We start from the raw sequence: 22232 nt of genomic DNA on the forward strand, positions 1-22232 counted from the left end.
ATTCGCATCATTTTTTTCTTCATTATGGTTTTCATTCAGGTAAAAGGACAGTCTATACAAAAAAAGACTCTTACTGAAAAAGACTATCACTTATGGGGAACACTACGAAATGAAAAGATTTCACCTAATGGAAGTTGGGCAAGCTTTGCAATGCAATATGATTCTGGGGAAGACACACTGTTCGTGAAAAATACCAGAACCAATAAGAGATATTCCTTTCCAAAAGGATATAGCGGAACCTTTGGTTCAGACAATTGGTATGCTTGCAAGATCCCAGGTGATACTCTTTCTATAGTAAATCTCGCAAAAGGAATTATTCAACATGTTCCCCAAACAACTGAATATCATTTCTCAGGAAATAAAAAATTCATTGCTTCTTTTTTTAAGTCTGGCGATAATGGATACCTTATTTTAAGGGATATGTATGGGAAAGAAATTATGAGAGTAAATGAAGTGCTGGCATGGAAGGTTTCTCCTTGCGCTAACTTTATAGCATGTGTTACATCTAAAGAAGTAATCATTTTAAAATTAGGCAAAACAATCGAACCGATCAAAGCAATCAATTCTTCAGAAAGCTCATTTTATAACATTGAATGGGATGAAATCAGTACCGGTTTGACTTTGTTATCAAAAGCCAACACATCTACTACAAGTTTACAACAAAACAAAAATATCCACTACTTTAGGTTATCCGATAAACGACTTTTTACACTCAGTAGCAATGCGATTGTACCAGCTTCAGTTGATTGGGAATTCACACCAATAAAACCTGCAGTTTCACCTAATGGCAAATATATCTATATTCCTATGCACATTCCCGCAGAACAGTTAAAACCCGAAGTGGTAGAAGTTTGGAATACAGCAGATGATTACATTCATACATCGTCAATCAGGTCATCAAAACGTCCGCAGAAGAAAAGTATTTTTGTATGGCTGCCAGAGACCTCCAAAATCATCCCATTGACTGAAAGAATTGATACAAGCATCCTTCTGAGTTCCGACATGGAAAAGATTCTAATAGCAGAACCTGTCCTTCCTCTGAAATATAATACGCTTGTCCCAAACAACAATTATTTTGTAAAGGATTTACAGAGCGGTAAAAAAACATTGATACTCAAAGATTTCCCTGGTCATGCCAGAAGTGTTACAGAATCATCTACAGGACGTTATTTTACCTATTTCCTTGATGGAAATTGGTGGGTTTATGATTCTAAACAATGTCGTCACAAGATGATATCAGGCGAAATAAAAGTGCCTCTTAGTAATGTAAACGATAATGCTGGTAGCATCGGAGAATACGGAATAGCGGGTTGGACTGCCGAAGATAGTCATATATTGATCTATGATAAATTTGATATCTATAAGGTGGCAACTGATGGTTCGTCAAGTCAACGGCTAACCAAGGGGCGAGAAAAAAATATTATTTACAGAATAGTTCGGAACTCTAAAAAATGGCAACAGGCTTATATTGGAAATGAGGAAATTTACAATCTTGACAAAGGGTTTGTTATACTGGCAAAGGAATTAAATCATACTACATCAGGATATTTTTTATGGACATCTAATGGCATAAAAGAGATTATCTCAGGATATTATAAATATTCTGAATTCCAGCAGTCTGCAAATGGAAAAATGATAACAGTAATGGAACAGGACGTTGCCACTCCCCCGAGACTGATTAAAATTCAGGAAAATAATCATAAAGAAAAGCTCTTTCAGAGTAATACACATTTTAAAAACTACAATTGGAGTTCCTCTGATCAAATTCAATATAAGGGGGCTAATGGACAAAACCTGAGCGGAGTCCTTTATTATCCTGCTGAATATAACCCTCAGAAAAAATATCCCATGATAATAAATATTTATGAAACTATGGGATGGACTCGTCATCAATACTGGAAACCAACCTTATTAAATGAAGCAGGATTTAATGCTGCAAATTTAACGGCTAAAGGTTACTTTGTATTATTTCCTGATATTGAGTATGTGTTGGGCGAACCAGGGGAATCTGCATTAAAATGTGTTCTGGCTTCCATTGATTCAGCGTTACAAAAGGCTAATATTGATAAGACGAAAATTGGACTTATAGGTCATTCTTTCGGAGGATATGAAAGTTCGTATATAGCAACACATACTAACCTTTTTGCTACAGTTGTCAGTGGAGCAGGATTTATGGATTTTACAAAATATTATTTGTCAATAAGCGGCAATCATAAAATTCCTGAATATTGGCGCTCTGAAAATTCTCAGCAACGAATGAAAGTTACTCCTTTTGAAGATTGGGCAAAATATGATCGTAATTCACCACTTCGTGCATCTAAGAATCTTAGTATGCCAATTCTTACATATATTGGAGCAAAAGACACACAGGTCAATCCTGACCAAAGTCTTGAATTTTGGCTCGCCTTAAAACGGCTTGGAAAGGAAAATATTATGCTTGTTTACCCTGACGAAAACCATGTATTTGAAGACCCAAAAAACCAAGCTGATCTGACACAAAAAATAGAACAATGGTTTGGTTATTATTTAAAGGACGAGGCGTATCCTGAATGGGCAAAACCCTATCAAAGCAATTAATTTGTAAAATTACAATGCGGCTTTAGTAGAAGCCGCATTGCATTTTAGAGTTATTTGATTATTAATTTTGAATACGATACAATTTGACTGGGCAGTCTGTATCGGATGGGTTTTCTTTTCCCCAAAGCTTAACACCACCACTGATGGTACAAAGATCGGGAGTAATTAAAGTTTCGCACATAATTTCTGAGTGACAGGGATTACCATTGAATGCACGATAACCAGGCACCTGTGTAAGTGAAGCTGTACTTTGTGCCGAAGTCGTTACAAATGCTCCTCCAATACCGGCAACAACAAATAATGCCGGGGTTACGAATTTTACAAACTTGTTTTTCATAATAATAAAATTTAATTGGTTTATGATCTACTCTTTTACAGGTTTTCGATCAAATTCCTGATACCGGCCGGGTATGTTTTATTTGATTTTAATTTTGTAGTAATCAGTGATTACAGGAGTAATTACATATCGTATTAATTGATTGTCAATTAGTACATAAATATTGTCCCTATAAACCAGTATTTGTTTAAGTTTATGATTCCCTACATTATAAATATAGAGGCTCAGTAGATAGCGCCTATCGCTCAATTTATAAATATCAATTATACTTGCATCTTTCCACATTTTTTCAGTTTCATATTGTCCACGGAGTCCTGAATTGACGAACAACAAATCATTGTAAGAAATACTTAATCTATTTACAATAAGAGGTGGTGCAGCAAACTTTCGCTCATTTCTACTTTGAATGGTATCAACAATTATATTGGCTTTACTTACAGTATCAATTGTTTGTCCGTAATGAACCTTTTCTAATCTGTTGTCCATAGTCATATATTGATTTCTATAGCGGTATAAATAAGATAACTCAAGGGTAACAGGATCAACATGCAGGCTGCCGTCTGTATCAAAAATGCCATCAATCTGTTTTTTAAGAAAACCAATTCCATATTTCACTTCTGAAGAATCTTTTAAATTAACTACTGCCAAAATATTTTCTCCTGTTCGAGGTACTTCAGCTCTTAATGCTATTGTAATAGAATCGATAGGTTCTGCTTGAGTGAAAGTTGGTTTTTTAAATTTTAAAAGTTTCGCAGACCAGTCTTGTATAATACCGCGAAATATACATGGTACAGTTCCGTCGGTCATAAAGAAATATGGAGGAGCCACACGCAGTTGCAAAGACTGAAATGGCAAGTCTTTTTTATCAACTTTTATTTGATGGACAGTTCTTGTTTTCAGGATAGTATCATACTCCAAAACATGCAGTGCAGCTGTATAATTACCTAGATAAATTTTTCCATTTCCCGCGCCTGCAAAGTAGTAAGAGTTGAATTTTAAATCAATTGGGGCTGTTTCGATATTTGGATGTTGTGGAAATCTTCTAATGAAAGTATTGTGATATTGAATAATATTTTCAGATTTATTAAATAAGAAAACAACCATCCCCCCACTAATTAAAAGCAGGAATAAAAGAAGAAAAGCAATATTCATTTTTTTTGACCTTATCCTTCTGAAAGAAGTCTCGTTCACTTTCTCTTTTTCGTAGTACAAAAATAATCCTAAGATGGCAAGGACAATAAAAATAAGATTGAAAATCAAGTGTTCCTTCCATCCCAATTTTTCCAAAATACCTCCGCAAGAACAGGGAACAAATGAACTGTAATTTAAAATGATATAAATATAAGTTGTAAACATTACCATTAGGCTAAAAGAAGCAAAAAGACCAATGTTCCGTAGTTTTGGAAATATAAGAAAAACGACAATTATCAACTCTACCAATGGGACAACCCAAGCAACCCAACTTGCAAATGCACTTAGCAAAGGAGATTGTCCTAGTTGAGTTTGAAAGTTTTCAAAATCACGAAATTTACTTACGGCTGCATATACAAATAGTAGTATATATAGTAAGCAGATTGCATCTAAAATTATGCTTTTAATATTTACATTCAATTTCATGATATTTGGAGCTTTAATTGAAACGTAAACAAAATTATAGAAGTTTGTTTTACAGTATGTTGCGAAAATCCTGCTAAAACATCCTAAAAGTTTAGAAAATCCTGCCATTTTACAATCAAAAGCAAAAAGAGCGTTTCATTTCTTACAAAATGAATTCATAATAAATAAAAATGCCATTCAATAGTTACTATTGAATGGCATCACTTCATTTTTAATTAAATCGCTTTGATTTACTTACTGTTTTCACTCAGAGTAGTTAGTTTTTCACTGAATTCTATCAGACCTGCTTTTTGAAGGCATTCTTCAGCAAGTACTTTTAATTCATGCAGATTTTCATCAGGAATACTCTTTAAAAGAATCGATGGTTTTTCACTGTCTTTCCCAGATAAACCGCGTTCAATAACATGATTTAATAAAAGTACATTCTTTCGCGAAATTTTCAAATCAATCTTCACCACCTCATTCATTCCAGGGATACTAAGTATAGTATCGAGTACCTGGGCCACGTCATTTGTTGTTAGCATAATTTCCACGTTTTAAGTTAATAATCTATTACACAAATATATAAAGCCATTGTCAAAGTAACATGGGCATAATATACCCATGTTAGGTAGGATTCATATCACTTATCTAATTTCGTATTTCAAATTGAGTGTGAGAGTAAATAAATTCAAAAGGGTTCTATCTGTTAAGTTGTTGGGATAGCAGAAAATCAAAAAGGATAAAAAAGCGATAGTAATACTTTTTTAAGACTGGCTTTTCACTTGACATATTATTTAAAAAAAAAGAGTTCAATTTAAGTAGTGTTACAACTGTTTTTTACATCAGAAAATAACAATAAAAACCTTCCTGAAAACAGTCAGGACTTTATTGTTTTAAAATGGGTTTATTATTTTGAAAGAGCACTTTTTTTTATGAGAAAAAAGTGAATTTGAATTGGTTTGGCTGTTCAGGATTCACAACAGTGAAAATATAATCGGCAGTGTGCACTTTCTTGGAGTATTAAAAATAGCACTGAAATGATTTTTATAAAAGCTACTGATATTTTAATTCCATCAGCTGTAGCCGGAATGAAGGACTGAAGTAATAGTAGGGAAATGCAATTTTATAAAAAGAGGTTACAAATGGGAACTTTGAATTTTGAAGGTTTTAGAAATACTGGAATGTCTAATAGACATTTAAAGTAGCAGGAAGATCACAACGTTCCTGTGATCGGCCAGATGTCCGGTTGTTAAACAACCGACTCTGGCTGCTCTACACTCGGAACTCGTGAGCAGTGAAACTAAAAGGATAAAAAGAGTTTGATAATAATGAAAAAGAGAGAAAATGGAAAGAGAAAATTCAAACAGAACACGCATAGTTGGGTTAAGATTTACCCCTGAAGAGTATGTGAAAATTGAGCGTAAATGGAAAGCCAGTACTTCCCGCAAGCTAAGTGACTACATCCGTAAACACTTATTAGATAAACAAATTACGACTAAATTTCGTAACGAATCCCTTGACGAATTTATGTTGGAGATTATACGGCTTCGAGGCGAACTAAATGCCATTGGAAATAACTTTAACCAAGCCGTAAAAAAGCTGCATACACTTAACCAGATTCCGGAATTTAAAGTATGGATTATTAGCGCTGAACTGGATAAAAAAAACCTCATGGAAAAGCTTGAAGAAATCAAAAAATTTATCCAGCAAATTTCAGTAAGATGGTTGCGATCATAAAAACCGGACATTCGATACACAGTATTTTTAACTACAACGAAAACAAAGTAAAACAAGGAGTAGCAGAATGTATAGGCGAAGGAAATTATCCTATGGATGTGGATAAAATGAGTGATACTATGAAACTAAATCGGTTTCTAAAACAAGCAGCTTTGAATGACAATGTAAAGCGAAACAGCGTACATATATCACTAAACTTTGATCCCTCAGAAAACTATTCAAATGGTAAACTGATGGCCATTGCTAATTCATATATGGAAAAAATTGGTTTTAGAGAACAACCCTATCTGGTATATCAGCATTATGATTCCGCACATCCGCACATTCACATAACCTCAATAAAAGTAAGAGCAGACGGAAGTAGAATTGACATGCATAATATTGGTCGAAATCAATCTGAAACGGCAAGAAAAGAAATTGAAAAATCCTTTGGACTTGTCGTAGCTGAGGGACGTAGAAAAAATCACAATAAGGAACTCCAACCTATTTCAATTGGTAAAGTTAAATACGGTAGAATCCAATCCAAAAAAGCAATTTCAAATGTATTGTCTCAGGTACTTACGTCTTATAGATATGCAAGTCTGGCAGAACTCAATGCAGTACTCAAACAATATAATGTTTTGGCGGACCGAGGCAATGAAAATTCAAGAATATTCAAAGCTAAAGGATTAGTGTATAGAATACTGGATGATGACGGTAAATCTATTGGAGTACCTATAAAGGCTAGTGACTTTTACTATACACCTACTTTAAAGTTTTTGGAGAAAAAATTCATATCAAATGCTACTACTAAAACTTCGGATAAAAGCAGAATAAAAAATGTCATTGACAAGGCATTTTTAAGAACAAAAATGTCAATGACTGAATTGGTAGTACTATTAGAAAAAGAAGGAATTAATACAGTTTTCAGGAAAAACGCAGAAGGATTGCTTTACGGAATTACCTATGTAGACCATACAACCAAATGTGTTTTTAACGGCAGTGCGCTGGGTAAAGAATACAGTGCTAAAGCCATACAGGATCGTTGTACATCAATTCGTCTGGTAGAACAAAAAACAACTGATTCTAATACTGAAAAATCGCAAAATATCACTTTTGAAACACCTAATTCGGAAATTATGGCAACGTTGTTTGGTAGTGATTTCCAGAATAATAAATACGTTGGATCCAATACCTTAATGAGGCAACTCGCAGCTATACTTACTGAATCTCAACAGACAGCAAACTACATTCCCAATCAGCTTAAAGGGAAGAAGAAAAAGAAAAAAAGAAGAGGACAATCTGATAATCAATAAAAATTGAAATCATGGCGATGCAGACAGGAGAAAATGAACAGGCGCTACGAAAGATCTTGGATATGACAAGACTCATCAGTATCATTATTTTAAGTATACATTTTTATTACTATTGTTATGCCGCTTTTAGAGAGTGGCATCTTGTTAGTGCATTCAGTGATAAAATTCTAGGCAATCTATACAACACCGGATTATTCAGTAATTTTCATAAATCCAAACTATTTGCCTTAGCCTTTTTAATTATTTCACTCATTGGTGCTAAAGGACGTAAGGATGAAAAACTTAATTATAAAACGGCTTTTGCCTATATAATTACAGGGTTGTTGGTTTATTTCATCAGCTATCTTTCTTTGCTTTTAAAAATTGAAATTGTACAAGTTGCTACGATCTATATGGGCATGACCATAATAGGATTTCTTTTGATGCTTTCAGGAGGTACTTTACTATCCCGAATTATAAAAAACAGGCTTAACCAGAAGGATATTTTCAATAAAGAAAATGAGACCTTCCCTCAGGAAGAACGACTTCTGGAAAATGAATATTCCATTAACCTGCCAGCTCGTTACCATTTAAAAGATAAAATACGGAACAGTTGGATAAACATTATTAATCCCTTCAGGGCATTGATGGTCCTGGGCACTCCTGGCTCAGGTAAATCCTACTTTGTAATTCGGCATGTAATCACGCAGCATATTAAAAAAGGATTCAGTATGTTCGTCTATGATTTTAAGTATGATGATCTTTCCAAAATAGTCTATAATACCTTTGAAAAATACAAGCATGTTTATAAAGTACTGCCCAAATGTTATTTTATAAATTTTGATAAAATCATGCATCGTTGTAATCCCTTAGATCCTCAGAGTATGGAAGATATTACGGATGCTTCCGAGTCTGCCCGAACGATATTAATGGGTCTTAACAGAGAATGGATCAAACGGCAAGGTGACTTTTTTGTGGAATCACCCATTAACTTTTTATCTGCTATTATATGGTATCTCAGGAGATATAAAGATGGGGAGTTTTGTACCCTGCCTCATGTAATTGAACTCATGCAGGTCGATTATGATAGTCTCTTTACATTACTTAGAACCGAAAAGGAAATTGAGGTATTAATTAATCCCTTTGTCAACGCCTATTTAAATGATGTTATGGAGCAATTGGAGGGACAAATTGCTTCAGCGAAAGTAGCAATGGCAAGGCTTTCCTCGCCGCAACTGTATTATGTATTATCGGGAAATGACTTCACTTTGGACATCAATAATCCGCAGGAACCTAAGATTATATGCATGGGGAATAACCCGCAGAAAATACAAATTTATGGAGCTGTTTTATCGTTATATGTAAACCGTCTTGTGAAGCTGGTAAACAAAAAAGGTAAAATGAAATCCAGCCTCATCTTTGATGAATTTCCTACCATTTACCTCAATAATGTGGATAGCCTCATTGCCACTGCACGCAGTAATAAAGTAGCAACTTGTTTAGGAATTCAGGACTTTAGTCAGTTGCGAAAAGACTATGGACGGGAACAGGCTGATGTAATTATGAACATTACCGGAAATATCATTAGTGGACAAGTCACCGGAGATACTTCCAAGCAATTATCGGAACGTTTTGGAAAGATTATGCAGGATCGGGAAAGCCTATCAATTAATAGTGGAGATACTTCAATCAGTCGTTCAAAACAGTTGGAATCGGCAGTGCCTCCTTCAAAAATTTCCGGTCTTAGTTCTGGTGAATTTGTGGGGATGGTCGCCGACGATCCTGATTGTAAAATTGATTTAAAAACCTTCCACTGCGAAATTGTAAATGACCATGAGGCAATTAAAAAAGAAGAAGAAAACTATAAAGAAATACCTCCGGTACGTAAACTGGACAACATAATGATCCAGCGAAATTACCTGCAAATAAAACAGGACATTCAGGATATAATTCATTCTGAAATGGAACGATTACTTAATGATCCTAGACAGATTTATTTAGTAATTAAGAAAAAGTAAAGCTTAGAAATAGCATAAACAAAAAGCTTCTTTAACAGTCATTAATATTCAATATATTAGCAGATTATATTAAAGTTTATGATAATAAAAACTTGTCAATATTGTAATGCAGAATATTTAAAAGATACTGAACATGTTTTTCCTTTAGGTTTGGGAGGTGAAGATGTTTTTTTGGATTGTGTATGTAGCGCTTGCAATAATAAATTTTCGGCTTTAGAAAGAGAATTATATCAAAAATCTCCAATAGGATTAATCAGGAGTGTTGAAGGTGTGCGTGGATATAAAAGAGGGAATTCTAAAGCATCATTTAAAGCTCCCCTTCTCCTAAGTCATGAAAAGATAAATAACATAGTCTATGAAGTAGGACAGTCTGAAAAAATGGCACTTCATTTGAGACCTCAAATAATTGAAATCAATAAAATTTTATACATTGAGGGGGATTCACAAACTAATGTTGATCGCTTACTTATGAAATTCAAAGATTGGAAAAATAGTAATCTAAAAGTCGTTTTAAAGTTTCCAGAAACCAAAAATGATAAAGTAAGGTTCATCCAAATAGGAGATTCAAAAAGTAATTTTGAACATTCAATTTCAACTGATTATCTAAAAATAAAAAATGAAATAGTTCTAGATTTGCTTCCAAAATCTCATAAACTTTATAAGTATCTAGAAACGAGAATTTATATGGATGATGACTTTCGATTAAAAATTAGAGCTCGTACAGAAAATCAGGGAATTAAATTCATTCTTAAATTACTCAAATTCTCCGATACAAAACAAGTAATAAAGAGTTTTCCTGTTACAAACAAAAATCTTCCTGAAGTTTCTGTGGGAATGAGCTTTGATTCAAAGAAGTGTGAGCAAGCTCTTGTGAAAATTGGAGTCAATGTTCTTTTACATTATTTTCCTCATATTAAAAATAAACCACAACTTCAGAACTTTAAAGATTTTGTAAAAACGGGAAATCGTACTTTCAATGTACAGATGGAAAGTAGAAATAAAATTATTGATACCATTGCTGGTACTCATAATATATTTATATACCAAATGGACAACTTCTTAAATATAAGGATTAGTCTGTTCAATGGACAGTTTGCTTTTTCATTTTGTATTCCTGATTTAGGTATACTTTCACAAAATAATTGCTGCAGAGTTGTTATCGATTACAAACAGTTTAAAAATAGATTAGAAAATCATACCACTTTCTTGGAATCATTTAGTTAGTTACATAAATTACACAGAAAACTAATAATAAAAAATTTAGAAAAAATCATATGCAAATAAGAATGAAAATATTCGACGGTATTCTACTAATAATAATTATAGCCTTAATTTTTATGTCTCTTGTTGCATTAATAACAATCCATTGGACTCTTTATAACAAATATTCTTTTTCATTTTTACCAGATGACATAAATACTTACCTAACTTCATTTGGTCAATATAAAGCATTATTTACCGCAACGGTAACAACTATTGCAGCTTATTTTGGGCTTAATCGGTTAAAAGTAGCGACCGATGCAAATAGTGATAAGCTAAAACAAGACCGTTTCTCAGAATGGAAAACAGTCCTGGATATAAGATTCATTGAGATTGAGAAAAATGACCCATTTATGAAAAGAGAATTTGTAAGAGTAAGATATAATCTATTTTTACAGATTTACAATATAGATTTTTCAATAAAAAACAAAGCGCAACTGGTCCAAATTTTTGAGTTAATATTTCTTGATCTTGTGCCATTTTTTGAACAGCAGAATGAAAAATATATTAGTAAAGGGGGGATTTATAATAATGTTTTATACTCCTATTCATTTGACAGTTTTCGATTTTTATTTCTTGGATCTGTAGATACTCATTACCTTGAAATTATGAATGACCTAGAAACATTATATCTAGCGGCAGTAGTATCAGACAGAACTATGAGTAATGAAAAAAAGTAACATTACACTAAAATTAAAAGCCCCTATATGGAAAAATCATATATCGATTATAATACACTAGTTTATGAAAAAAAACTAAATGAAGAATACATAACTTATGTAGAGAAGCTTAATACAAGCGAATGGCAAAAAAAACGTTCTGAGATAATTGACCGTGATAATCAAATGTGTGTTAAGTGTAATGTCAGACAATCTAAATACATTAACGGACAAGCTTATATTAATTATACAAAAGAGGAAGAAGACGAATTTGTTCAAAAAGTTAGAGAAAGCATAAAAAAATTCCTTGAAGAAATGAATATAGTAGCTCCTATACCTGATAGAATTGAAAATCCATTGCATATTGATTATCAACCAACATTTCTACATGTTCATCATAAATATTATATAAAAAATAGACTGCCATGGAATTATCCCTCTGAAGCACTAATTAGCTTATGTAAAAATTGTCACCAAGAAATTCACGATACGGAAAATATTCCAGTTTATTTAAATGATTTAATGCAAACTGAATTGAATTTAAAAAAATGCAATAGATGTAATGGTAGCGGTTATGTACATCAATATCAATATTATATGAATGGTATTTGTTTTGAGTGTAATGGAAATGAATATGAAGAATTTCTATAATTTAAGTTCGACGGAATTGAGGTATTATTCGTTTTTATCTATAAATCACATGCTACAAACCTATTAAACGACTTCAAATAAAGTTAATATAGCAAATAATATGAATGTTCAAAGAAGAAGTAATCTAGAAAAAGAAATTACAATCATTAATAATATTACAATCAAAGCTCAGGAAGCTTATTTAATAGTTAAGTATTTGCAGGAAAATGAAATCGATCAAGATGTTATGTATGAAAAACAAATGAATACTTTTTTCTATTATTCTCGAGTTATTTACTGGCAAATGACGATAATAGAATTAGCTAAATTATTGAAAGAAAAAGAAAAATTCAGTTTATTTAGGATTATTCAAAAACTGAAAAAAGATGGTGAATATAGTGAGCTTAAAGTACCTGTTTCACAAATTATAAAATGGGAGAAAATATTAGAGGAACAAGAGCAATCAATAAACAATTTAAAACTCCAACGTGATAAAATCTATGTACACGAGGATGGCAGTGACAATATTAGTAATTTAATACCTCTTACAACAATTACTCTTTTTTTAGATTTAGCAAAAGAAATAATATTGTTTTTGGGTAAGCTTTTAAACTTAACCCATAGAATGTTTGATGTTATAAATTCCCCTGCAGTAAGTTTGAAATATAGTATAAGTTCAATCGTAGTAGAAAAGAAAAACTCAATGGAAAAGTATAGAGGATTGGCTAAGGAATATAAGCTTGAAAACGAACTCCCTCCTCAGTCATAATAATGTATAAATTGAGAGTTAAAAACTTAACGAAAGAAAATCAAAATTATATCTAAAGTAATGAGTCTTTTATTTTTACTACATCTCTTTTTAGTTCCATAATTAATTCTCTCAGACTTTCTGTCTCTGTCGGTGCTTGTTTTTTATCTGAACGTCCAATATTACATTTATATTCCCATATCTCAAGAATGTCAGAAGCTTTTACTTCATATGGTGGATAAAAGTTATTATCTGATTCTAAAACGAGTATATTTTTTTTATTTTTATTGAGTCGTTTATATACCATACCGTCACTTTTTGTAATTAAGATATAGGTCTTCCCATCAAGAACTTCTCCCAGCCTTTCTACATAGCGGCCAACTATGATAGAACCATCTTCATGAGGTGGCATAGAATCACCTTCTACAGGAAATCCTCTATGCTTGCCTGGTCCTAAAAAAGGTAGTGAAATCTGTTGTAGGTTTTCAATATATTCCGGATCCGCATAACCATTCAAATATCCAGCTTTTACTTTTTGAGTCACGACTTCGATAAAACTTTCTCCTTCCTTATCTACTGTAATGGGAAGTACTAAACGGTTACCTTCTAGCTTCAGCAAATCATCCATCGGAATTTTTCGTACATCTACAGAAAGCAACAAATCGATACTAATATGATAGTAATGTGCGATTTTCTTTAATATTTCATAGGGAGCTTCGGAGCTGCCATCTTCGTATTTAACGTATCTCCCTCGCGTGATTAGAAGGCTTTCAGCGACTTTTTCCTGAGAAATCTTCTTTTTAAGCCTAAGGCTCCTGATGTTGTCGGAAAATAAAGACATGTCGATTTTGTTATAATTTGTAACAACAAATGTAAAACATTTTGTTACAATCTGTACTAATTTTGTCGTGTATAAAAAGAGACGGCGTTGGAAAGAGCAATTGTACATATGGATTTAGATACTTTTTTTGTGTCCTGTGAAAGATTAGGGAACTCAAAATTAGAAGGAATACCTTTGATTATAGGCGGTGGCGATCGTGGAGTAGTAGCATCTTGCTCGTACGAAGCGCGCACATTTGGAGTGCGCTCCGCTATGCCTATTAAAATGGCGCTTCGACTTTGTCCACAAGCAAGAGTGATGAAAGGTGACATGGAATTGTATTCTAAGTTATCTCATGATGTTACCCAGGTTATCGAAGAGAAAGCCCCAGTTATGGAGAAGGCAAGTATTGATGAGTTCTATCTTGATATAAGCGGGATGGATAAATTCTATGGAGGTTATAAATGGACCAACGAGTTAGCTCAGTCAATTACTAAAGAAACAGGTCTACCAATAAGTTTCGCTTTATCTGTTAACAAAACCGTTTCTAAAATTGCTACTGGCGAGGGAAAACCCAAAGGAAATCTGGAAATAACTGAAAAAATGGTTCAACCCTTCTTAAATCCTCTATCGATAAAGAAAATCCCTATGGTCGGTGATGTTACTTTTCAATTATTATCCAGAATTGGTATTCGAACAATCCAGACGCTTTCAGAAATGCCTGCTGAGGTATTACAGCGAATGATCGGTAAAAATGGTGTTGAGCTATGGAAGAAAGCCAACGGTATAGATAACAACCCCGTTGAACCCTACACAGAGCGTAAATCTATCTCAACAGAACACACTTTCACTCAGGATACAATCGATATTCAAAGACTCAAATCAATACTGGTGGGTATGGTAGAAAAACTGGCTTTTCAATTGCGATCTGAGCAGTGGTTGACTTCTACTGTAGTAATTAAGATACGGTATTCTAATTTCGATACGGAGACCAAGCAATGCAGGATACAATACACTTCTGCCGATCATATATTAACCAAAAGCATTACCGATTTATTCGATAAGTTATACCAACGTCGTATGCGTCTCAGATTGATAGGAATTCGTTTTAGTGGACTGGTTCGTGGTACCTATCAAATCAATCTCTTTGAGGATACAGAAGAAATGTTAGCATTATATCAGGCGATGGATAAAATGAAAAGCCGCTATGGTTTCGATGCCGTGATGCGTTGCGCCGGTGCTACATTCAAACCCAATAACAAAGCAGAAATTTTAAAACGTAAATACTAACACATCATGTACCTCAATTGTCATTCTTTCCATTCCCTGCGTTACGGTACGATACCCTTGACTGACTTGGTGCAGCAAGCTGTGCAATGCAATGTGAAAGCTATGGCACTCACGGACATTAATACCGTTACAGGTATTTATGATTTTATCAAAGAATGTAAAGCAGTAGCTATTAAACCGCTTGTTGGTATCGAATTTCGCTGCAATAATGAACTGCGTTATATTGGGCTAGCCAAGAATGCTGAAGGTCTTGCAGAAATGAATCGTTTTTTGACCAAACATAATTTCGACAATACAGTTTTACCTTTAGAAGCGCCTGAATTCAAAGAGGTCTTTATAATTTATTCTTTTGAGAATGCTCCGACAACTTTGAAAGAATACGAGTATATCGGTATCCGCCTTGAAGAGCTTCCTAAATTATTTGGTTCCCATTGGAAACAAAGACTTGATAAAATGGTTATTTTTCAACCTGTTACTTTTCGGGTTAAAAAAGAATTTAATCTGCATAAGATCCTACGAGCTATTGATACAAATGTCATTCTATCGAAGCTTACCCTGAATGATTATTGCAAAACCACTGAAGTGATGCTACCACTTGAAGAACTGATTTCAAAATTCAGCGATTATCCTGAGATTATTGGCAATACCGAAAAAATTATAGACCAGTGTAATTTTGAATTTGATTTTAAAACCCCGAAAAATAAAAAGTACTATACCAACAGTAGAACTAGTGATATGGCTTTACTTACAAGTCTAGCGAAGCAAGGTCTTCTCTGGAGATATGGTGCTACTAACACTCAGGCTACAGCACGAGTGGAAAAGGAATTAAAAGTAATTGAAGAACTGGAATTCAGTGGCTATTTTTTAATAACCTGGGATATTATACGCTATAGCAATAGTTGTGGTTTTTTGCATATTGGACGTGGAAGTGGAGCCAATAGCATCGTAAGTTATTGTCTGGGTATCACTGATATCTGTCCAATAGAACTCGATTTATACTTTGAACGTTTCTTGAATTTAAACCGTAAAAGCCCTCCTGATTTTGATATTGACTGGTCATGGAAGGAACGTGATACCATATTGGAATATATTTTCAATCGGTATGGTGCTGAACACGTAGCTTTTTGCGGAACTAATGTGGAATTCAAATACCGGTCTATATTTCGGGAAGTGGGTAAAGTCTTCGGGCTACCCAAAGAAGAACTGGATATGTTGGCTAAAAATCCAATGGCTTTGCATGATGGAAATTCAGTGGTAAAATATGTACAGGAATATGGGATGATGCTTGAAAAATACCCTAATCAGCGCAGTATGCATTCTTGTGGGATAATAATTTCAGAAAAGCCACTCACGAACTATACAGTACTAGAAATGCCACCCAAAGGCTTTCCTATTGTGTTGTTTGACATGCATATTGCAGAAGATATAGGTTTTGAAAAGTTTGATATCCTTAGCCAACGTGGTATCGGGCATATTGACGACAGTGTGAAACTAATAGAAAAGAATCGTGGTATTAAAGTAGATATACGCAATACGTCACTATCTAAAAATGAAGCCAATGCCAATCTATATTTAGAACGCGGAAGAACAATTGGATGCTTTTATATTGAAAGCCCCGCCATGCGTGGATTACTCCGTCGCCTAAAATGTGATAATTATAAAACGCTGGTTGCAGCTTCATCCATAATCCGCCCAGGGGTAGCTCAATCAGGAATGATGAAAGAGTATATATTCCGTCACAACTATCCTGATAAGTTTGAATATTTTCATGAGGTATTCAAAGAGCAGTTAGGAGAAACCTACGGAATAATGGTATATCAGGAAGATGTTATTAAAATTGCTTTGTACTATGGAGGTCTGCCAGCTGCTGATGGAGATATTTTGCGCCGTGCCATGAGCGGCAAAGGGCGTTCAAAAGAAGCCTTACAAAAAGTAAAAGACAACTTCTTTGCTTCTTGTCTGCAAAAAGGACATCCCATAAAATTAAGCGAAGAAATATATCGGCAGATAGAATCCTTTGCAGGATACTCTTTCTGTAAAGCACATTCCGCATCTTATGCAGTAGAAAGTTATCAAAGTTTATACCTGAAGGTACACTACCCTGTTGAGTTTATGGTTGCAGTTATAAATAATCAAGGAGGCTTTTATCGTACGGAGGTATACATTCATGAGGCGCGAATGTCAGGTGCTATTGTGCATAATCCTTGTGTGAACAAAAGCGAATATGAAACAAATCTGTATGGTATTGATATTTATCTTGGTTTGATGCACTTGGAAGGTTTGGAAACCAAAATAGCTCAGTTTATAGTCAAAGAAAGGAATATGCATGGGGAGTTTAAATCTTTGGAAGATTTTATCAATCGCATACCCATAGGAATTGAAGGCATTCAAATTTTGATTTTTATTGGTGCATTTCACTTTACTGGTAAAACTAAAAATCAGTTACTGGTAATTGCCAGATTAATACTGGTGAATTTTAAGCCAGAAAATAGAAATCTGATGCTCATTCAGGAACCCGTTAAAGAATATAAGCTACCTGTATTGGAACGCTCTGCTTTTGAAGATGCCTTTGACGAAATAGAGTTATTGAGTTTTCCCGTGTCTTGCTCTCCTTTTGATCTCTTACAAACCACATACAGAGGTGCTATAATGGCTAAAGATTTAGTTAAGCACCATAAGAAATCGGTAAAAATGCTCGCTTATCTGATTTCTCGAAAACATGTTCCTACCAAAAGAGGAACAATGTACTTTGGTACTTGGATTGACGTAGAAGGTGAATATTTCGATACAGCACATTTTACAGATTCACTGGAAAAATATCCTTTTCAAGGTGGTGGCTGTTATTTATTATTAGGAAATGTTGAGGTCGATTATCATTTTCCAACAATAACCGTTACCAAAATGGCTAAGATGCCCTTTATACCGGATCCGCGTTATTCTAATACTAACGACAGGCAATTTAAAGTGCATGAGCATATTCGGGAAGATGTGAGTATGACACACCGCGCTCCATACCCACAAGAACATGAATACAACATGCCACGGCATAAAATGGGATAGTAAAATAAGATATTTCATAGTACCCCATTAGCAAGAATGCAAAAAAAACACGTTATATAATAGATGAAAAAAACGGAATATGCCATAGTAGATATAGAAACCACAGGCGGTAATGCCAGTGGCAGTTGTATTACGGAAATTGCAATTGTAATCCATGATGGTACAAATGTAATTGACCGTTTCGAAACACTTGTAAATCCCCAAAAGGAAATTCCTCTTCCCATTTTTGCATTGACGGGCATCAACAATGAAATGGTAAAAAATGCGCCAATATTCGATGACATATCTGAGAAGGTATTAGAGATGCTTACCGGGCGTATCTTCGTTGCTCATAATGTCAACTTCGATTATTCTTTCGTTCGCCATGAGTTGGAGCAAGCCGGTTTTAAGTGGACAGCAAGAAAACTATGCACCGTTAGGGCAGCCAGAAAGATAAGACCTGGGTTAGCCTCGTATAGTCTGGGGAAACTTTGTCACTCACTGGATATACCTTTGGAGAATCAGCACCGTGCTGGTGGTGATGCGGATGCTACTACTGTATTGTTTTCCCGATTACTACAATGGGATGAAGAGGACGAAATTGGCAAAATGGTAAAGATGACAGCACAAGATCAGCGTCTGCCTCCAAATCTGCCTCCTGCAGACTTTGAGCAATTACCTGAAAAACCGGGTGTATATTATTTTTATAATCAGGCTAATAAAGTCATTTATGTAGGTAAGGCTGTCAATTTAAAAAAGCGTGTAGCTTCACATTTTAGTGGGCACAAAATTACGCCCCAAAGACAGCATTTCTTAAGGGATATATACGCTATTTCTTTTGAGATATGTGCCACTGAGTTAATGGCGCTATTACTAGAATGTACTGAAATTAAGAAACTTTGGCCAATATATAACAAGGCATTGAAGCGCTTCGAGGCAAAATTTGGACTTTACGAATATGAAGCACGCAATGGCTACAAGTATCTGGCAATTGGCAAGGTGAATAAATTTCAGAACTGTATCGAAGTTTTCAATACAATCTATGATGGGATAAACGTACTACAGAGTTTGACAGAAAAGTTTGAGATTGACTACAGGTTTTGTAGATACTGCACCTCTACAGAAGCAGAAGCTCCTCAACAACATGACCTCACAAATCTGCCTGCGATTGAGCATCATAATCAGCAAATTGAAAATGCTATTGATTATGTTTTAAAAAATAGGCCAAGCTTTTTTATTAAAGATAAAGGCAGAACGGCAGAGGAACGTAGTTTTATATGGATTGAAAACGGACACTTTTACGGAATGGGCTATATCACATCGGACGTAGGAATTACGCAGCCATCGGAGATCAAGGATTATATTACACCCTATAAAAGCAATCATTATATCATGCAGTTAATCTATACGTATGCAGAGAAACATCCAGGTAAAGTTCACGGTATGAAAAAGGAAAGTTAATCAGCCTTATATTTACTGCTGGTCCAATCTTAATTTTTCCAATATAATTATTTTCATTTTCAGGTATAACTGCAAATACATTAGTACTTGAATTTTTACTGTCGAATCATCAGCTTTGAATTTTAAATTGTAAATATGCCCTGAAAATATTCAACTGTTATTTTTTTAAATTGTAGTTCATATTTTAATGCTGTGGTTTCATTTTGAATTTTAAGAAAGTTATTTTTTTCTGTTAGATATTCGAAATAAGAAATAAAACCTTTTTCTTGTCTTATTGTTGCTGCCTTCAATGCAATTCCTGCATTTTCTAAAGCACTTAGGGAAGAATTGTATTGTTGTAAGGTTCTTTTATACTCAATACAGGATTTATATATTTCCTGCTTTAATTTTTGTTTATTTTCTTCATCGGTAATTCTAGCTTTTTCTAAACCGATCTTAGCACTTCTAATAGCGTCTCTGGAAGAAAAATTATTAAAAACAGGAATATTAAGTCCTAATCCAACAAAGTGGGATAGGTTATTGTTAAACTGTTTTCCGAATGAAATTAATTGGCTATCACCTGAAGGCAGTACCTCATAGTATGAAGAAGAATAGTTTGTACCTGATGAAAAATTTAAACTCAATTGAGGCAGTTCTTTCGCCTTGGTCAGTTGGATATCTTTTTCTGCTACTTGTACATTATAGGTGCTACTTTTAATCGAATGGATATAGGTTAATGCACTATTATAAATAGCCTCAGGATCTATTTCTTCAACTGATAAAAATACACTTTCATTTAAATTTGGAACAGGTACAATTTTTTGTTGCAAATCAATATTTAGTATAACCTTGAGATCAATTAAAGATTGCTCATAGTTTAGTAGTGCTTCTAAGTATATTCCTTTGTCATTGTAAAATTGTGTTTTCGCTTGGGAAAGCTCTAAGATATTACTTCTCCCGGCTGTTGTAAGTTTTTCAATTCTGGTTTGATTATTAGTACTTATCTCAATTTGATATAATACATTAGTAATTTGTTCTTTGGCTAATAGCGCTCTGAGGTAGGCTGTTGCAACATTAAGCAAAAGATCATTTTTTAATTGTTCCATGCTCTCTTGTGCTATTTTATATTTTAATTCATTACTCTGTATAGCATACCTTTTTTGAAACCATCCAAAGAGTAATACACTTGATCCGGCAGATAATCCTAGAGAGGAAAATTTTGTATTTTCAAACTGGTTTGTTGTTGGATTTATTGAACGTCCAAAGCTAGTTCCATAATTTGAGGATAAGTTTAAACTTGGAATATGACTGTATTTACTGGATTGATAAATCATTTTTGCAGCTCTGGCATCCAATTCATCTTGTTTAATCGATAGATTGTTTACTTGGGCATGTTGAATACATTTGGATAAAGTCCAGATAGAATCTTGTGCATAAGCCTGACATAGTGCCCCAAAATAAGAGAGGGTAAACAGTATTAATATCCTTTTCAAGAGGTAGTTTAATTTTAATTAATTGAAATTATCGTTTGAATGTTTTCATAGTCTGACATCGTAGCTTTATTTTTTCATCTGTTTTATAACATCATAATACAAGCTCTCTGCCAGTCGCATATCCTTGGTAACAATATCAGACTGTACTGTAAGTCCTTCGATAAAAGGAATCTCTTTATTATAATTTGTCTTCAGGTGATCTGGAAGTATTACTTTGACCAAATAATAGCCGCTGTCGGCAGGAATCGGACTGATGTATTCTACTTTACCGGTTACCTTACCATATTCATGAGAAGGGTAAGCATTAAATTTCAGGAATACTTTTTGTCCCTCTTTTACCTTACCAAAATTTCCCTGAGGCACAAGACTCTCAACATAGATTTCACTATTTTCTGGAATGATATACGCTATTATTTTACCGGCTTGTACTATTTGGTTTTCCTGCAAAAATGAAGTGAAAACTAACTTCCCTTTTTCAGTCGCTACTAAAAGATATCTATTTTTCCAATCATCTATTTTACTTTTAAGATTATAAACTACTTGCTGAAATAAAGCTTGTTGCGAAACAATTTCCTTGTCCAATTCCACAATCTCTTTTTGAATTCCGTTTAACTCTGAAGAGTTATTTATATAATTGGATTTCATTTGTGGTTGGGACATCTTTTTTCCAATGTTTTGGCTTGTTAATTCTCTAAACTCTTGTTCGGATATAATTTTTTCTTCTAGTAATTGCTTATTCTTTTCAAGTGTAGTTAAGTTTAACTGCAAATCTGCATTATACAAGTCCTTTTGCTCATTTAGCACATTTCGTGATTGGTGGGCATTATTTAAGTCTTTATTCAGAAGATTTTTCTTTTTGTTCGAGTAGTCGCCTAAAACATAATCACGGTAAGGGATATAAGCTTGCATAAATACTTGATAGTCACCTTGTAATTCTCCTAAATGACTAAACTCACTTTTCATTAATAGCTTCATAGTTTGCGGGTTATGCTCTTGTAAAAGGGTATAAACCTCATCAATAAATTTTGAGAATTGCAATACCTCATCTACTTGTGCGGTTGATTCGAGGCTACCAATAATGTCACCTTTATTTACTAATGAACCGTTTTTTTTATCCAATGAAATTAATCTGGCAGCTTGTTTTGCCATAATAGGCTTGGGTGCATTACTACCTGTCAATTTTGCTTTTGAGGAAACTGTTTCCGGATATTGAATAAACCATGTTAAAATCCCTACAAACAATAAGATCCCAAAAGTAATCGGAGTTCCATATCTGCTTAAAATGTTGGGTTTGATGTTGTCCATTTCTAT

General features: G+C 34.0%; 17 protein-coding genes. 11 read left to right on the forward strand and 6 right to left on the reverse strand.

The genetic code is table 11. The features are described 5' to 3' along the window. Nucleotides 1–24 precede the first annotated feature (24 nt). The gene (locus SHI72_RS15310; protein ID WP_323490545.1) at nt 25–2577 is read left to right on the forward strand and encodes an alpha/beta hydrolase family protein; all 2553 of its coding nucleotides are present in this window, start codon (nt 25–27) and stop codon (nt 2575–2577) included. Nucleotides 2578–2638: 61 nt separating this feature from the next. On the opposite strand, the gene SHI72_RS15315 is transcribed toward SHI72_RS15310, so the two are convergent. The 3 genes from SHI72_RS15315 to SHI72_RS15325 all read right to left on the reverse strand — a co-directional run bounded on the left by SHI72_RS15315 (nt 2639) and on the right by SHI72_RS15325 (nt 5055). Beyond that, the gene (locus SHI72_RS15315) at nt 2639–2914 is read right to left on the reverse strand and encodes a hypothetical protein (protein WP_323490546.1); all 276 of its coding nucleotides are present in this window, start codon (nt 2912–2914) and stop codon (nt 2639–2641) included. A 78-nt stretch (nt 2915–2992) separates the two neighbouring features. Further along, nucleotides 2993–4531, reverse strand: coding sequence for a MauE/DoxX family redox-associated membrane protein (locus SHI72_RS15320; RefSeq protein WP_323490547.1), 1539 nt, complete (start codon nt 4529–4531; stop codon nt 2993–2995). Nucleotides 4532–4761: 230 nt separating this feature from the next. After that, on the reverse strand, nt 4762–5055 hold the full coding sequence (locus SHI72_RS15325) for a hypothetical protein (protein WP_323490548.1): 294 nt from the start codon (nt 5053–5055) through the stop codon (nt 4762–4764). An 802-nt stretch (nt 5056–5857) separates the two neighbouring features. Here SHI72_RS15325 and SHI72_RS15330 point away from each other — a divergent pair. The 7 genes from SHI72_RS15330 to SHI72_RS15360 all read left to right on the forward strand — a co-directional run bounded on the left by SHI72_RS15330 (nt 5858) and on the right by SHI72_RS15360 (nt 12860). Beyond that, on the forward strand, nt 5858–6250 hold the full coding sequence (locus SHI72_RS15330) for a plasmid mobilization protein (protein WP_323490549.1): 393 nt from the start codon (nt 5858–5860) through the stop codon (nt 6248–6250). Continuing rightward, complete coding sequence (locus SHI72_RS15335; protein ID WP_323490550.1) at nt 6235–7545, forward strand: relaxase/mobilization nuclease domain-containing protein; 1311 nt, start codon at nt 6235–6237, stop codon at nt 7543–7545. Before SHI72_RS15330 ends, SHI72_RS15335 begins: the two co-directional genes overlap by 16 nt. Before the next feature lie 17 nt (nt 7546–7562). Continuing rightward, the gene (gene mobC, locus SHI72_RS15340; RefSeq protein ID WP_323490710.1) at nt 7563–9542 is read left to right on the forward strand and encodes a conjugal transfer protein MobC; all 1980 of its coding nucleotides are present in this window, start codon (nt 7563–7565) and stop codon (nt 9540–9542) included. A gap of 78 nt (nt 9543–9620) precedes the next feature. Then, nucleotides 9621–10766, forward strand: a complete 1146-nt coding sequence (locus tag SHI72_RS15345; protein WP_323490551.1) for an HNH endonuclease — start codon at nt 9621–9623, stop codon at nt 10764–10766. Between the two features lie 62 nt (nt 10767–10828). Next, complete coding sequence (locus SHI72_RS15350; RefSeq protein WP_323490552.1) at nt 10829–11482, forward strand: hypothetical protein; 654 nt, start codon at nt 10829–10831, stop codon at nt 11480–11482. 27 nt (nt 11483–11509) lie between these two features. Further along, the gene (locus SHI72_RS15355) at nt 11510–12112 is read left to right on the forward strand and encodes a hypothetical protein (protein ID WP_323490553.1); all 603 of its coding nucleotides are present in this window, start codon (nt 11510–11512) and stop codon (nt 12110–12112) included. Between the two features lie 100 nt (nt 12113–12212). Next, nucleotides 12213–12860: a hypothetical protein gene (locus SHI72_RS15360; protein WP_323490554.1), complete on the forward strand. Its 648-nt coding sequence runs from the start codon at nt 12213–12215 to the stop codon at nt 12858–12860. Nucleotides 12861–12912: 52 nt separating this feature from the next. Here the strand turns inward: SHI72_RS15360 and SHI72_RS15365 are convergent, their stop codons facing one another. Further along, nucleotides 12913–13680 (reverse strand): LexA family transcriptional regulator, encoded by a 768-nt coding sequence (locus SHI72_RS15365; RefSeq protein ID WP_323490555.1) that lies wholly within the window; start codon nt 13678–13680, stop codon nt 12913–12915. 87 nt (nt 13681–13767) lie between these two features. On the opposite strand from SHI72_RS15365, the gene dinB reads away from it, so the two are divergent. The 3 genes from dinB (at nt 13768) to SHI72_RS15380 (ending at nt 19449) form a co-directional block, all read left to right on the forward strand. Continuing rightward, nucleotides 13768–14949, forward strand: coding sequence for a DNA polymerase IV (dinB, locus tag SHI72_RS15370; protein ID WP_323490556.1), 1182 nt, complete (start codon nt 13768–13770; stop codon nt 14947–14949). 6 nt (nt 14950–14955) lie between these two features. Beyond that, nucleotides 14956–18009 carry a DNA polymerase III subunit alpha gene (locus SHI72_RS15375; RefSeq protein WP_323490557.1) on the forward strand — a complete coding sequence of 1018 codons (3054 nt, stop codon included), beginning with the start codon at nt 14956–14958 and terminating at the stop codon, nt 18007–18009. A 63-nt stretch (nt 18010–18072) separates the two neighbouring features. Next, complete coding sequence (locus SHI72_RS15380; RefSeq protein ID WP_323490558.1) at nt 18073–19449, forward strand: exonuclease domain-containing protein; 1377 nt, start codon at nt 18073–18075, stop codon at nt 19447–19449. A 122-nt stretch (nt 19450–19571) separates the two neighbouring features. Here SHI72_RS15380 and SHI72_RS15385 read toward each other — a convergent pair whose 3' ends face one another. Both SHI72_RS15385 and SHI72_RS15390 read right to left on the reverse strand, forming a co-directional pair. After that, complete coding sequence (locus tag SHI72_RS15385; RefSeq protein WP_323490559.1) at nt 19572–20921, reverse strand: TolC family protein; 1350 nt, start codon at nt 20919–20921, stop codon at nt 19572–19574. 66 nt (nt 20922–20987) lie between these two features. Continuing rightward, nucleotides 20988–22226 carry an HlyD family secretion protein gene (locus SHI72_RS15390; RefSeq protein WP_323490560.1) on the reverse strand — a complete coding sequence of 413 codons (1239 nt, stop codon included), beginning with the start codon at nt 22224–22226 and terminating at the stop codon, nt 20988–20990. Nucleotides 22227–22232 lie beyond the last annotated feature (6 nt).

Origin of the sequence: Flavobacterium sp. PL02 (assembly GCF_035013205.1) — a bacterium.
Classification (GTDB): domain Bacteria; phylum Bacteroidota; class Bacteroidia; order Flavobacteriales; family Flavobacteriaceae; genus Flavobacterium.